This window comes from Duganella sp. GW821-FHT07G03 (genome assembly GCF_059418605.1).
Genome location: NZ_JBWKQE010000005.1, coordinates 245,826 through 260,156 on the forward strand (window position 1 = coordinate 245,826; position 14,331 = coordinate 260,156).

Consider the following 14,331-nt stretch of genomic DNA (forward strand, 5'->3'; position numbering starts at 1 on the left):
GTCGGGCGTTTAATCCCAGTTCAGCGCGCCGCCGGTCTGGTATTCGATGACGCGGGTCTCGAAGAAGTTGCGTTCCTTCTTCAGGTCGATCATCTCGCTCATCCATGGGAACGGGTTCTCTTCCTGCTCGAACAGCGTCTCCAGGCCGATCTGGGTGGCGCGGCGGTTGGCGATGAAGCGCAGGTAGCCCTTGAACATGGTCGCGTTCAGGCCCAGCACGCCGCGTGGCATGGTGTCTTCGGCGTAGGCGTACTCCAGGTCCACGGCCTTCAGGAACAGCTGCTTGATCTCTTCCTTGAACGCCGGCGTCCACAGCAGCGGGTTCTCCATCTTGATCGTGTTGATCAGATCGATGCCGAAGTTGCAATGCATCGACTCGTCGCGCAGGATGTACTGGTACTGCTCGGCGGCGCCCATCATCTTGTTCTGGCGGCCCAGCGCCAGGATCTGGGTGAAGCCGACGTAGAAGAACAGGCCTTCCATCAGGCAGGCGAACACGATCAGCGACTTCAGCAGCTGCTGGTCGTTGTGCACGGTGCCGGTGGTGAAGGCCGGGTCGGTCAGCGTGTTGATGAACGGGATCAGGAACTCGTCCTTGTCGCGGATCGACTTCACTTCGTTGTAGGCGTTGAAGATCTCCGCCTCGTCCAGGCCCAGCGACTCGACGATGTACTGGTAGGCGTGGGTGTGGATCGCCTCTTCGAAGGCCTGGCGCAGCAGGTACTGGCGGCACTCGGGGGCGGTGATGTGGCGGTAGGTGCCCAGCACGATGTTGTTGGCGGCCAGCGAGTCGGCGGTGACGAAGAAGCCCAGGTTGCGCTTGACCAGACGACGCTCGTCTTCGGTCAGGCCGTTGGGGTTCTTCCACAGCTCGATATCGCGCTGCATGTTCACTTCCTGCGGCATCCAGTGGTTGGCGCAGCCGGCCAGGTATTTGTCCCACGCCCACTTGTACTTGAACGGCACCAGCTGGTTGACGTCGGTTTTGCCGTTGATGATGCGCTTGTCGTCGGCATTGACGCGACGCGCGACTTGCTCGGCATTGGCTTCGCCGGTAGCCAGTACGGCAGGATTGACAGCTTGCGGTGCGGCCGATGCGGCCTCTTCGTCCCAGGACAGCGACATGGTGGTTTCCTTCTGAATTCGGTGTAAAAAGAACCGCCCGGACGGGCCGGGACGGTTCACTCTCTATATTAGTACGATTTTACTGGCAGCTTATTGGCAAGCTTCGCATTCCTCGAAGCCGTCGTCGCCCGGACGCAGGTAGCAGGCCGCGCCGTCGGCTTCGGCTTGCGCCACCGACGATGCCGATGCCGCCGAACCGGCCAGGGCCGCCGTCGCCGGACCGGCCGCCGACATCGCGCTGGCCGACATGCCGCCGTCCACCGCCACCGCGTTCAACGCGCCGGTCTTGGAGGTCGATTTCTCCATGTGGGTGGCGGCGATGGTGCGCAGGTAGTAGGTGGTTTTCAGGCCACGCAGCCATGCCAGCTTGTAGGTCTCGTCCAGCTTCTTGCCCGAGGCGCCGGCCATGTAGATGTTCAGCGACTGCGCCTGGTCGATCCACTTCTGGCGGCGCGATGCGGCTTCCACCAGCCAGGTCGGCGAGACTTCGAACGCGGTTGCATAAATGTCACGCAGGTCTTGCGGGATGCGGTCGATCTTGGCCAGCGAGCCGTCGAAGTACTTCAGGTCGGAGATCATCACCTCGTCCCACAGGTCGCGCGCCTTCAGGTCGCGCACCAGGTAGGCGTTGATCTCGGTGAACTCGCCCGACAGGTTGGACTTCACGTACAGGTTCTGGAAGGTCGGTTCGATGCAGGCCGACACGCCAATGATATTCGAAATGGTCGCGGTCGGAGCGATCGCCACGCAGTTCGAGTTACGCATGCCGAACTTCTTGATGCGGTCGCGCACCGGGGTCCAGTCCATGGCGGCGGAGGTATCCTGCTCCAGATAGCCGCCGCGTTCGTCGGCCAGCAGCTTGATCGAGTCCTGCGGCAGGATGCCGCGGTCCCACAGCGAGCCTTTGTACGACTGATAGTGGCCGCGTTCTTCGGCCAGTTCGGTCGACGCCAGGTAGGCGTAGTAGCACACCGCTTCCATCGAGGTGTCGGCGAAGGACACGGCTTCGTTCGACGAGAACGGAATGCGCATCATGTGCAGGCAGTCCTGGAAGCCCATCACGCCCAGGCCCACCGGACGGTGACGCATATTGGCGTTGCGCGCTTTGTCGACGGCGTAGTAATTGATGTCGATCACGTTATCCAGCATGCGCATCGCGGTGCGGATGGTCTTCTTCAGCTTGACGTGATCGAGCTTGCCTTCTTTCATATGGGCTGGCATGTTGACCGAACCGAGGTTGCAGACGGCGATTTCGTCAGGGCCGGTGTTCAACGTGATCTCGGTGCACAGGTTGGAGCTGTGGACCATGCCCACGTGCGACTGTGGCGAACGGATGTTGCATGGGTCCTTGAAGGTGATCCATGGGTGGCCGGTTTCGAACAGCATCGACAGCATCTTGCGCCACAGGTCCAGCGCGGCGATCTTCTTGAACACGCGGATTTCGCCGGCGGCGGCCTTGGCTTCGTAGCCCAGGTAGGCTTTTTCGAAGGCCTTGCCGACCAGGTCGTGCAGGTCCGGGCAGTCCGATGGCGAGAACAGGGTCCAGTCGCCTTTTTCCATCACGCGCTTCATGAACATGTCCGGAATCCAGTTGGCGGTGTTCATGTCGTGGGTGCGGCGGCGGTCGTCGCCGGTGTTCTTGCGCAGGTCCAGGAACTCTTCGATGTCCATGTGCCAGGTTTCCAGGTAGGCGCAGACCGCGCCCTTGCGCTTGCCGCCCTGGTTGACCGCGACGGCGGTGTCGTTGACCACTTTCAGGAACGGCACCACGCCTTGCGATTTGCCGTTGGTGCCCTTGATGTGGGCGCCCAGTGCGCGCACCGGGGTCCAGTCGTTACCCAGGCCGCCGGCGAACTTGGCCAGCAGCGCGTTTTCCTTGATGGCGTCGTAGATGCCTTCCAGGTCGTCCGACACGGTGGTCAGGTAGCACGACGACAGCTGCGAACGCAGGGTGCCCGAGTTGAACAGCGTCGGCGTGGAGCTCATGAAGTCGAAGGTCGACAGCAGGTTGTAGAACTCGATGGCGCGCGCTTCGCGGTCGGACTCGTTCAGGGCCAGGCCCATGGCGACGCGCATGTAGAAGGCCTGCGGCATTTCAATGCGGACGTCACGGACGTGCAGGAAGTAGCGGTCGTACAGGGTTTGCAGGCCGATATAGCCGAACTGCAGGTCGCGGTCGGCGACCAGCGCCTTCGACAGGCGGGCCAGGTCGAACTCGGCCAGTTTGACGTCCAGCAGTTCGTTGGTGATGCCCTTGGCGATGTATTGCGGGAAGTAGGTCACGTATTCGGCGGCGGCGGCGCCCTGCGCGACTTCCTTGCCGAAGACTTCCTTGCGGATCGTGTGCAGCAGGATGCGGGCCGTCACTTGCGAGTAGGCCGGATCTTTTTCCATCAGCGCGCGGGCGGCCAGGATGGCGGACTTGTGCAGCTCTTCGACCGGCACGCCGTCGTACAGGTTCTTCAGCGTCTCGGCCAGGATGGCGTCGGCGTCGACGTGCTTTTCCAGGCCGATGCAGGCGGCGTTAATCAGGCCGGTGACGCGGCTCATGTCCAGCAGCTTGCGCTCGCCGTTTTCGACCACGTGGATTTGCGGCGCGTCGATCGCGGCGGAGGCGCCTTGCGCTTCCTTGGCGGCGCGGCGCTCTTCCATATGCTTGGCGCGATACAGCACGTAGGCGCGGGCGACATCGTGTTCGCCGGAGCGCATCAGCGCCAGTTCAACCTGGTCTTGCACGTCTTCGATGTGGAAGGTGCCGCCCGATGGCTGGCGGCGCACCAGCGCGGTGACCACGCTGGCGGTCAGCTGTTCTACCAATTCGCGCACGCGCGCCGAAGCTGCGCCCTGGCCGCCGTTAACGGCCAAAAAGGCCTTGGTCACGGCGATGGCGATTTTCGACGGTTCAAACGCGACGACCGCGCCGTTACGGCGGATGATGCGGTAGTCACCGAGGTCGCTGGCGGCCGTGACCGGGCTGCTGGCGGTGCTCGCAGCGGCTGCTGGTACCAGCGCTGGATTGATGGTGATGTCTTGAGTAGATTGCATTTAAGCTCCCCGATAACAGCGTGCAGTCAGTGCTGCGCGACGTAATGTTGTATAAAAAAAGGCCAAAATGAAGCGACCGGCCAAACCTGCCTGGCTGGTTAGACTGCAATAAAATGGGTGGTGAACTGGCCTTGTCGGCTTGTAAATAGTTTAAGAACCAGTGTCATGAGAACTACTATATCTAGTGATTGGTGTGAATCGATACACTGATTGTAGTGGTCAGGTAAGGGTAAGACAAGTGGAAATTTTGCCTTAAACGGCAATTTTTCTATTGACTTTGCGAAAGCCCTTTTGCGAAGCGTAGTCCGGCGCTAGCGCCCACTAACGCGAGCTCAGTCGGTGCCTTTTGATTAAGCAAAGTCTGCCAGCTTTTCCGATACCATTCCCAATCGAACAACGGTCCGGGGTCGGTTTTCCGGCCCGGCGCGATGTGTTCATGGCCCTGCACATCGGTCAGCGGATAGCGCGTTTGCAGCGCCAGGGTCAGCGCCGCCAGCGCTTCGTATTGGGCCGGTTCGAAGCCGCTGTCGTCGGTGCCCTCCAGCTCCACGCCGATCGAATAGTCGTTGCACTTCTCCCGTCCCCGGAAGGACGACAGCCCCGCGTGCCAGGCCCTCTCGTTGGCAGAAACATACTGCAGCACGCGGCCGTCACGACGGATGAAGAAGTGGCTCGACACTTTCAACCCTCGCAGGTCGGCGAACGAGGGGTCAGTATTATAGTCCAAGCGGCCGCTGAACAGGTCGGACACGTGCGGACCGCCGAAACAACCGCCCGGCAGCGAGATGTTGTGGATCACCAGCAGCGTGATGTCGGCCGGGTCGGGACGGCAGTCGGCATGCGGGCTGTCGTAGCGCAGCGCCGGCAGCCACCAGCCGTCCGCGCCCAGTGCCGGCGGCGTCACGCCTCCGGCTCCTGGATGTTCAGCTTCTGCATCTGGTAGCGCAGCTGGCGGAAGCTGATGCCCAACAGCTGGGCGGCCTGGGTGCGGTTGAACTGGGTCTGCGCCAGCGCCCGCAGGATGATGTCGCGCTCGATCTGGTTCAGGTAGTCGGGCAGGCTGCTGGGCAGCGCATCGAGATGCGGCAGCGGCGGCGTGCCGGCGGCGGGCGGCGCCGGCTCGGCCGGCGGCGGCGGCGACGGCATAGGCGCCACGCCCAGCGCGGCGGCCTCGGTGGCGGCCAGGTTCAAAGTCGACAGCGGCAACGCCGGCGTCGGCAGCGGCACGATCGCTTCGACCATGCGCGCGCCCTTCAGCGCCAGGTCGGCCACTTCGATCACGCCGTCGTTGGCGAAGGCCAGCGCCCGCTCCAGGATGTTTTCCAGCTCGCGCACATTGCCGGGAAAGGAGTAGCCGCGCAGCGCCTCGAGCACGCCCTCGCCCAGCCGCACCTGGTGTTCGAAGGTGCCCAGCCGGTCGAGGATGGCGCCGGTCAGCACGGCCAGGTCGTCGAGCCGTTCGCGCAGCGGCGGCAGGCTCAGTTCAATCACGTTCAGGCGGTAGAACAGGTCCTGGCGGAAGCTGCCCTGCTCCACGCACTGCGCCAGGTTCTTGTGGGTGGCGCTGATAATCCGCGCGTCGACCGGCTCCTCGGCGGTGGCGCCGATCTTGCGCACGCGCCGCTCCTGGATCGCCCGCAGCAGCTTGACCTGCATCGCCAGCGGCAGGTCGGCCACCTCGTCGAGCATCAAGGTGCCGCCGTTGGCCGCCTGGAAGAAGCCGTCCCGCTCATCGGCCGCGCCGGTGAAGGCGCCCTTGCGGTAGCCGAAGAACTCGGCCTCCATCAGCGCCTCCGGAATGGCGCCGCAGTTGACGGCGATGAAAGGTTTGCCGTTGCGCGAACTCTGGGCGTGGATCTCGCGCGCGGCCAGCTCCTTGCCGCTGCCCGATTCGCCGTTGATGGCGATCGGCGCCATCGAACGCGCCAGCCGCGCGATCTGCGCGCGCAGCGCCTGGATCACGGCCGATTCGCCCTTCAGCCGGCTGGCCGGCGGTTCGTCGCTGGGCGCTTCACCCGGCGGCGGCTCGGCGTTCAGCCGCAGCGCCGACTGCACCATCACCCGCAACTGGTCCAGCGCCACCGGCTTGGAGATGTAGTCGAAGGCGCCGGCCTTGAGCGCGATGACGGCGTTGTCGGCGCTGCCGAAAGCCGTCACCACCGCGATCGGCGTGTTCTTGTAGGCGGCGCTCACTTCGCGCACCAGCTCCAGCCCCAGGCCGTCGGGCAGGCGCATGTCGGTCAGCACCAGCTGGTACTCGCGTTCCGGCGTGGCCAGCAGGCCGCGCGCCTGCGCCAGCGTGGCGGCGCTGTCGACGTCCAAGCCCATTTTCAGCAGGGTCAGTTCCAGCAGCTCGCGCAGGTCGGCCTCGTCGTCGACCACCAGCACGCGAGGCGCGCGTTGGGAACCTCTAGCACTCATCGAACAGCCTTTCTACGTCTGCGCCGGATGGGCGAAGGTGATTACAAATCGCCCGCGCGAGCGGGGAGTCCCATCGGGGCTGGCTTTGATATCAAAACGATATTCGTAGTCCAGCCGCGCCTCGTTATTCAAACACAATTCGCGCGCCAGATATAGTCCCAGCCCGGTGCCCTTGCTGGATGTGGTGTAAAACGGTTCAAACAGGTGGGCGCGCACCTCGGGCGAGATGCCGGGGCCGTCGTCCTGCACGTGCAGCTCCATGCGCCGCGCCTTGTCGTTCACCAGCTCCATGCGGATCGAGTCCGGCCCGCCGCTGGCGTAGCGCACCGCGTTGTTGAGCAGGTTGAGCACCACCTCGCGCAGGTGCAGCGCGTCGAAGCGCACCAGCGTGCCGGCCGGCGCCGAGGCGCCGATGATGTCCGGGGTCAGGCCGTGGGTCTCGACGAATTCGGTTTTCAGCTCGGCCAGGAAGACGTCCAGCGCCAGCGGTTCGCTGTGCGGCTGCACCTTGCGCGACAGCTGCAAAATATCCTCGACCATGCGGTTGACCCGCGCCACGTTGTCGCCGACGATCTTCAGCAGCCGCAGGTGGACCATGCTGTCGAGGTCCTCGCCCAGCAGCGCGGTGGCGTGGCCGATGGCCGACAGCGGATTGCGCACCTCGTGCGCGATGCTGGCGGTGAGCCGCCCCATCGACGCCAGCTTCAGTTGCTGCGCCTGGTTTTCGATGCCGGTCACGTCCTGCAGGAAGATCACGCTGCGCTCGGTGCCCAGGCCGGCCGTGTTGACCGCCGCGAAACGCACCTTCAGATGCGCGGACAGGTCGCGGCGCGCGCTCCAGGCGGCCGTCACGTCCTGCAACGCCGCCTCGGCATACGGCTTGATGGTGACATACGAGGTGCTGCGCGCGGCGTCGGCGCGCCATTCGGCATAGGCTTGCGCCAGCGGCGCCAGCGCGGCGGCGGCCGACAGGTGGAACTTCATCTCGGGGCCGACCATGCCCAGCATCTGCTGCGCCGCCGGATTGCCGGCGAATACCTGGCCGTCGGGATCGACCACCAGGATGCCGTCGCCGACGTTGGCCATCACCAGCCGGTTCACGGCCTGCTGCACGGTGATCTCGACGCCGCGCTGGATCGCCAGTTCTTCCTGGCCGATCAACTTGGCCGCCATGCGGTTGACCACCAACACCGCGGCAAAGAAGGCCGCGCCGAACAGGCCCGCCTGCAGGTAGGGCTGGTCGCCCTCCATCATGAACACCCGCCAGGTCGATTCGGCCAGCATGAACAGCGCCACCAGCGCGGCGCAGAACAGCGACAGCATCAGCGGCGCCAGGATGGCCGAACCGGCCAGCGGGAACAGGTAGAGGATGGCCAGGCCGCTGCGCAAGCCGCCGCCGGCCACATACAGCAGCGAGATGATGGCCAGGTCGCAGGCGATCTGCGACAGCAGCTGCAACAGGAAGCGGCGCTGCCAGTACACCGCCGTCAGCGCGAACATGATCGCCAGGCCCAGGTAGATCAGGCAGATTTGCAGGTAGAGGTAGGGGCCGGAGGCGCGCAGGCCGTGGTTGTCGAAGCTCAGGTAGACCAGCAGCACCAGCGCGATCACCACCCGGGTCGCGTTGAGCGTCTGCAACGAACGCCAGAAGGTTGCGCGCGATTCGGCCGACAGGGCTTGCAGGCGCGCGATCACGCGCGGGGCCTTATGCCGCCGGCAGCGTGGCGTGGGCCGCGCTGCAATAGTCGCGGCCGCGCGCCTGCACGGATTCCGATGCCGGATAGAAGATGCCGCAATGGGCGCATTGCAGCATGGTCTCGGCCTCGGCCACGACCTTCTCATTCGAACGCGCGCCGCCGCCGGCAGGCTGCTGCGGCTCGCGGAACTGCTGCTGGTGGCGCTTCTGCGCCTCGCGGATCTTGCTGCGGACGGCGAAGATCACCAGGAACACCAAGGCCAACCAAAAGATAATACGGCTCATGCCCAACCCTTATGCAAAACCACTTCAAACACAAAACGGCTGCCGACGTAGGCCAGCAACAAGGTGGCGAAACCGGCCAGCGTGAAGCTGAGCGCGGTCTTGCCGCGCCAGCCGCGGAAGCGGCGGCCCGCCAGCAGCGCGGCAAACAGCACCCAGGACATCAGCGTGAACACCGATTTGTGATCCCACTTGAGCGCCTGGCCGAACAGCTGTTCGGAGAACACGATACCCGATAACACGGTCAGGCTGAGCAAAGCGAAGCCGATACCTATCATGCGGAACAACAGTTTTTCCATCGTCAGCAGCGCCGGCAGCCGGTCCAGCGCGCCGGACATGAAGCTCTTGCTGTCGGTGCCGGCGTGCAGGCGTTTTTCCTGCAAGGCCATCAGCACCGCGTGGAAGGCGGCCACCGTCAGCGTGCTGTAGGCCAGCGTGGCGATGGCGATATGCCAGCCGAACAGCGGCGACTTGCCCTCCAGCGGGATCACGCTGCCGGGGAAGCCCAGCTGCAGGGCGGCCGCCAGCGCCGCGTTCGGCATGACCAGACGGCGCATGCCGTCCAGGCTGAAATTCTGGTTTTCTATCCAGTACGCGCCCACCGACACCCACAGCGCCGACGACAGCATGGCGGCGAAGCCGATGCGGATAGAGCCCGCGCTGGTGCCGGTGCCGGGAAAACCCGCCACCTCGGACCACAGGCCGGCGCCGTGCAGCAGCCAGGCGGCGGCCGTCAAGCCGGAAATCAGGACGGCGCGGCGCGACGGCAGCACCGCGCAGAGGAGGTACAGCGCGATGGCTGCGAAGAGTAAGGAAGTCTGCATGTCCTTCAGTTTACACCATCGCTCAGTCGACGGCTGCCATGCGCAGCTCGTCGTTGTGATGGCGTTGCTGTTCTTCCATCACCAGTTGGCCCAGTTCGCGCTTGAGGGCGTTGAACTCGGCGGAGGCCGGATCGCGCAGGCGCGGCAGTTCCACCATCAGGTCGCGCTTGACGGTGCCGGGACGGTAGGTCATCACGACGATGCGGTCGGCCAGGTAGATCGCTTCCTCGATGCTGTGGGTGACGAAGATGATGGTCTTCTTCAGCTCGGCCCAGATGCGCAGCAGTTCGTCCTGCAGGTTGCGGCGCGTCAGCGCGTCGAGCGCGCCGAAGGGCTCGTCCATCAGCATGATCGGCGAGTCCAGCGCCAGCACCCGGGCGATCGCGACCCGCTGGCGCATGCCGCCCGACAGGTCCTTCGGGAAGCGGTGCTTGAAGTCGCTCAGCGACAGCATGCCGAGCAGCTGGTCGACCTTGGCCGTGATCTGCGCCTGCGGCATGCCCTTGATTTCCAGGCCGAAGGCGATGTTCTTTTCCACCGTCATCCACGGGAACAGCGCGTATTCCTGGAACACCATGCCGCGCTCGGGGCCGGGCGCCGTCACTTCCTTGCCGTCGGCGATGATGCGGCCGGAGCTGGGCGGCGCGAAGCCGGCGATCGCGTTCAGCAGGGTCGACTTGCCGCAGCCCGAAGGCCCCAGCAGGCAGACGAACTGGCCCTGCGGGATTTCCAGCTCGATGTCCTTGAGCGCCACCAGCTGGCGCTGATCGGCGGTCTGGAACACCTTGCTGACGTTCGATACGACGATGTGGGACGGGTTCATCAGTTCTCCAGGCCGCGGTGCCAGCGCAGCAGATGGTTGTTCAGCTGGTTGACGGCGGTGTCGATGATCAGGCCGATCAGGCCGATGGTGATCATGCCGGCCATGATCTTGTCCGACCAGAAGTACTCGCGCGCCTCCAGGATGCGGAAGCCCAGGCCGTTGTTCACGGCGATCATCTCGGACACGATCACCACGATGAAGGCGGTGCCGATGCCGATCCGCACGCCGGACAGGATATACGGCACGGCGGCCGGCAGGATCACGCGCAGGAACATGGTGCTGCCGCTGGCGCCGAGGTTGCGCGCGGCGCGCAGGTAGATGCTGTCGACCTGGCGCACGCCGGCGATGGTGTTCATCAGCACCGGGAAGAAGGCGCCCAGCACGATCAGGAAGATGGCCGGCGGGTTGCCCAGGCCGAACCACAGGATAGACAAGGGGATGTAGGCGATCGGCGGAATCGGCCGCAGCAGCTGCATCAGGGGGTTGAGCCAGGCGTACACGGTCTGGCTGGCGCCCATCACCAGGCCCAGCGGCAACGCCAGCGCCGCGCCGATGGCGAAGCCGACCACCACGCGGTACAGGCTGCCGAGGGCGTCGACGATCAGCTCGCCCGACACGGCCCACAGCAGCCAGCTGCCCTGCTCCGGGCTGTACGGCTGGATCGGCAGCAGATAGGCGATCCAGCGTTCCAGCACCGCCAGCGGCGACGGCAGCATCTGCGGATTGACCCAGCCCTTGATCGACACCAGCTGCCAGACGCCGATCACCAGCGCCGGCACGATCAGGCCGACACCGGCCTCCTTCAGCTTGAACTTGGCCATTTACTTGACACCCAGGCTTTTCTTGGCGGCGTCCAGCAGATCGGTCTTGACCCATTCCTTGGCGGCCGGCGGCTTGCTCATGCGGCCGACGCCGGTCTTGAACATGACGTCGGTGGTGATCTGGATGTGCTCGGGCGTGATGTCGTAGGAATACGGCGAATTGCCGATGGCGTCATTGAAATCGTCCTTGCTGATCTGGCCCTTGAACACCGTCTCGCGCACATACTTCTCGGCCACGGCCGGCTGCTCGATGAAGGTCTTGGTGGCTTCGACGAAGCAGCGCATGAACTTCTCGGCCAACGGGCGCTTCTCCTTGTAGAACTTCTCGGTCATCACCATGGTGCGGACCGGCTCGCCGATCGGGGTGTCGTAGGGCTTGAGGATCTCGTTGCCGTAACCCTTGTTGATCGATTGCGAAGACTGCGGCTCGGAGTTCATCATGGCGTCGATGTTCTTGCCCAGCAGCGCCTGGTTCAGGTCGGCGTAGGCCAGGTAGATCAGCTGCACGTCCTTGCCCGGCTGGTCGGACGCGGACAGGCCGGCCTGTTGCAGCTCGGCCAGCAGCAGCACTTCCTGGATGCCGCCGCGCGTGACGCCGACCTTCTTGCCCTTGAGGTCCTTGACGCTTTTCAGCTTCAGGTCGGCGCGACCGACCAGGCGCGCGCCGCCCTTGGCGAAACCGGCGACGACGAAGATGGGCGCGCCGCTGGCGCGGCCGGAGATGGCCGCCTCCGAGGCGGTGGTGCCAACGTCGAGTTCACCGGCGATAATCCCCTGCATCACGTCCAGTCCCTTGGCGAACACCCGTTCCTCGACCTTGATGCCGCACTTGGGGGCGATCTCCTTGATGTAGGAGACGGCGCCGTAGTGGGCGAACTTCAGGTTGCCGAGACGGACAACCTCCTGCGCCTGCGCGGCGCCGACGGCGGCCAGCAAGGCGGCGATGCTCAAGGTCTTGCCGATAGCGTTCAGATTCATCCATCTCTCCTGTCGTGGGTGGTAGCGCTGGGAAATGCAGATCATACCAAGCCGGCGATGAGTTGCCTATCGCCGTCAGTCCTTCAGGTATTTGTCGTAGATCGCCCGGTAGCGGCCGCTCTTGTGCAGCTGCGCCAGGCCGGCGTTGAAGTCGTCGCGGATGGCGGCGCTGCGGAACACCGGGCGGTAGTCGTTGGGGTCGGCGCGGATGAAGCTGTGTTCCTCCAGCGCCGGCATCACGAAGCCCGGCTGGCGCTGCTTGAGCAGGCGCGTGTAGTACTGGAAGATGCTGCGGTCGCTCAGCACCACCTCGTAGCGACCCAGCGCCAGCAGCTGCGGCTGGGCCTCCTGGCGGTTGTTCTCGACATAGTCCGGGCCGGGGACCAGCGGCTGCAGCCACACCGGGTAGCGCGCGGCCGCGCCGACAAAGGCAATCACGCTGCGACCCTGCAAGTCCTGCGGCTTGCGGATCTGTATCTTGCGGCTGGCCAGCGTGTAGAACACATTGTCGTAGATGACCGGCGCGGCGCCGTAGTGGCCGCCGTGGCGCGTCATGTCCTCGCCGACGTCCATCATGATGGCGTCGACGCCGCCGGCCTTGAACGTGAGCGGGATGCGGCCCATCGGCAGATAGCGCGCCTGCAGCACGTGGCCGCGGTAGGCCAGCGCCGCGCGCACCACCTCCACTTCGATGCCGGCATCCTCGCGCACTAATATAAAGGGCGGCAGATTGTCGCCGAAGGCCATGCTGACGGTGGCGGCGCCGGCCGGCCCGGCCAGCGCCAGCATTGTGCTTGCTAAGAGGTACGCTCGGTTCATGCGGTAAATGATAACAGGCCTGCCGGCGCCCGCCGCCTGCCCGATGGGGTAAAATGACGGCCACTGTTCATTCCGGGTTCATCATGCTAGACAATCTTACCCAACGCCTTGCCAAGGTCGTTAAAACCATGCGCGGCGAGGCCCGCCTGACCGAAGCCAACACCGCCGAGATGCTGCGCGAAGTGCGCCTGGCGCTGCTGGAGGCCGACGTCGCCCTGCCCGCCGTGCGCGAATTCATCGCCAAGGTCAAGGAAAAGGCCCTGGGCGAGGAAGTGATCTCCTCGCTGACGCCGGGCCAGGCCCTGGTCGGCGTGGTGCAGCGCGAGCTGGCCGCCCTCATGGGCGCCGACCTCGGCCCCGAGGCTTCGCAGCTGAGCTTTGCCCAGCAGCCGCCGGCGATCATCCTGATGGCCGGTCTGCAAGGTGTGGGCAAGACCACCACCGTCGGCAAGCTGGCCAAGTACCTGAAGGAAGAAAAGAAAAAGAAAGTGCTGACCGTCTCGGCCGACGTCTATCGTCCCGCCGCGATCGCCCAGCTGCAATCGGTCACGGCGCAAGTGGGCGCCGACTTCTTCCCGTCCACCGCGCAGGACAAGCCGGTCGACATCGCGCTGGCCGCGCTGGACTGGGCCAAGAAGCACTACCACGACGTGCTGATCATCGACACCGCCGGCCGCCTGGGCATCGACGAAGAGATGATGAAGGAAATCGCCGCCGTGCACGCGGCGGTCAAGCCGATCGAAACGCTGTTCGTGGTCGACGCCATGCTGGGCCAGGACGCGATCAACACCGCCAAGGCCTTCAACGACGCGCTGCCGCTGACCGGCATCGTGCTCACCAAGCTCGACGGCGACGCCCGCGGCGGCGCCGCGCTGTCGGTGCGCCACATCACCGGCAAGCCGATCAAGTTTGCCGGCGTGTCGGAAAAGCTCGACGGCCTGGAAGCGTTCGACCCGGTGCGCATGGCCAGCCGCGTGCTGGGCATGGGCGACATCATGGCGCTGGTGGAAGAGGCGCGCAAGGGCGTCGACACCAAGGCCGCGGCCGAACTGGCGGCCAAGGTCAAGTCGGGCGGCAAGTTCGACATGAACGACTTCAAGGCGCAGCTGGGCCAGATGAAGAAAATGGGCGGCATGGCCAGCCTGGTCGACAAGCTGCCGGCGCAGTTCCAGCAGGCCGCCGGCGGCGCCAACATGGACCAGGCCGACAAGCAGGTGCGGCGCATGGTCGGCATCATCGACTCGATGACGCCGCAGGAACGCGCCAAGCCCGAGCTGATCAAGGCCACCCGCAAGCGCCGCATCGCGGCCGGCGCCGGCGTGCAGGTGCAGGAAGTGAACCGCATGCTGACCCAGTTCGAGCAGATGCAGAGCATGATGAAAAAGCTGTCCGGCGGCGGCATGATGAAGATGATGCGCTCGATGAAGGGCATGATGCCGGGCATGCGCTAAGCCGGGGAAAAGCCTGCGCCATAGAGGGAAAAGCGCGCCGCCGCGG

General features: G+C 64.8%; 12 protein-coding genes. 1 reads left to right on the top strand and 11 read right to left on the bottom strand.

From position 1 onward, the window contains the following. Positions 1-9 precede the first annotated feature (9 nt). The 11 genes from AC07OK_RS09780 to AC07OK_RS09830 all read right to left on the bottom strand — a co-directional run bounded on the left by AC07OK_RS09780 (position 10) and on the right by AC07OK_RS09830 (position 12,804). Positions 10-1,125 carry a ribonucleotide-diphosphate reductase subunit beta gene (locus tag AC07OK_RS09780; protein WP_494690128.1) on the bottom strand — a complete coding sequence of 372 codons (1,116 nt, stop codon included), beginning with the start codon at positions 1,123-1,125 and terminating at the stop codon, positions 10-12. 90 nt (positions 1,126-1,215) lie between these two features. Beyond that, positions 1,216-4,170, bottom strand: coding sequence for a ribonucleoside-diphosphate reductase subunit alpha (locus tag AC07OK_RS09785; RefSeq protein ID WP_494690129.1), 2,955 nt, complete (start codon positions 4,168-4,170; stop codon positions 1,216-1,218). Between the two features lie 268 nt (positions 4,171-4,438). Beyond that, positions 4,439-5,074, bottom strand: coding sequence for a 1,6-anhydro-N-acetylmuramyl-L-alanine amidase AmpD (gene ampD / locus AC07OK_RS09790; protein ID WP_494690130.1), 636 nt, complete (start codon positions 5,072-5,074; stop codon positions 4,439-4,441). Continuing rightward, complete coding sequence (locus tag AC07OK_RS09795) at positions 5,071-6,591, bottom strand: sigma-54-dependent transcriptional regulator (protein WP_494690131.1); 1,521 nt, start codon at positions 6,589-6,591, stop codon at positions 5,071-5,073. The genes ampD and AC07OK_RS09795 overlap by 4 nt, the downstream gene beginning before the upstream one ends. 12 nt (positions 6,592-6,603) lie before the next feature. Then, positions 6,604-8,286, bottom strand: coding sequence for a sensor histidine kinase (locus tag AC07OK_RS09800; protein ID WP_494690132.1), 1,683 nt, complete (start codon positions 8,284-8,286; stop codon positions 6,604-6,606). Positions 8,287-8,296: 10 nt separating this feature from the next. After that, positions 8,297-8,572: a PP0621 family protein gene (locus tag AC07OK_RS09805; RefSeq protein ID WP_116991643.1), complete on the bottom strand. Its 276-nt coding sequence runs from the start codon at positions 8,570-8,572 to the stop codon at positions 8,297-8,299. After that, positions 8,569-9,393 (bottom strand): cytochrome C assembly family protein, encoded by an 825-nt coding sequence (locus AC07OK_RS09810; RefSeq protein ID WP_494690133.1) that lies wholly within the window; start codon positions 9,391-9,393, stop codon positions 8,569-8,571. Before AC07OK_RS09810 ends, AC07OK_RS09805 begins: the two co-directional genes overlap by 4 nt. A 22-nt stretch (positions 9,394-9,415) precedes the next feature. After that, positions 9,416-10,216 (bottom strand): ABC transporter ATP-binding protein, encoded by an 801-nt coding sequence (locus tag AC07OK_RS09815; RefSeq protein ID WP_494690134.1) that lies wholly within the window; start codon positions 10,214-10,216, stop codon positions 9,416-9,418. Further along, positions 10,216-11,037: an ABC transporter permease gene (locus AC07OK_RS09820; RefSeq protein ID WP_494690135.1), complete on the bottom strand. Its 822-nt coding sequence runs from the start codon at positions 11,035-11,037 to the stop codon at positions 10,216-10,218. The genes AC07OK_RS09815 and AC07OK_RS09820 overlap by 1 nt, the downstream gene beginning before the upstream one ends. After that, on the bottom strand, positions 11,038-12,015 hold the full coding sequence (locus AC07OK_RS09825; RefSeq protein WP_494690136.1) for an ABC transporter substrate-binding protein: 978 nt from the start codon (positions 12,013-12,015) through the stop codon (positions 11,038-11,040). Positions 12,016-12,090: 75 nt separating this feature from the next. Further along, entirely contained in the window at positions 12,091-12,804 is a 714-nt protein-coding gene (locus tag AC07OK_RS09830; protein ID WP_494690137.1) for a substrate-binding periplasmic protein, read from the bottom strand. 113 nt (positions 12,805-12,917) lie between these two features. Between AC07OK_RS09830 and ffh the strand changes: the two genes are divergently transcribed. After that, a complete protein-coding gene (gene ffh / locus AC07OK_RS09835) occupies positions 12,918-14,285 on the top strand; it encodes a signal recognition particle protein (RefSeq protein WP_332852945.1) in 1,368 nt (455 codons plus the stop codon). The last annotated feature ends 46 nt before the right edge of the window (positions 14,286-14,331 follow it).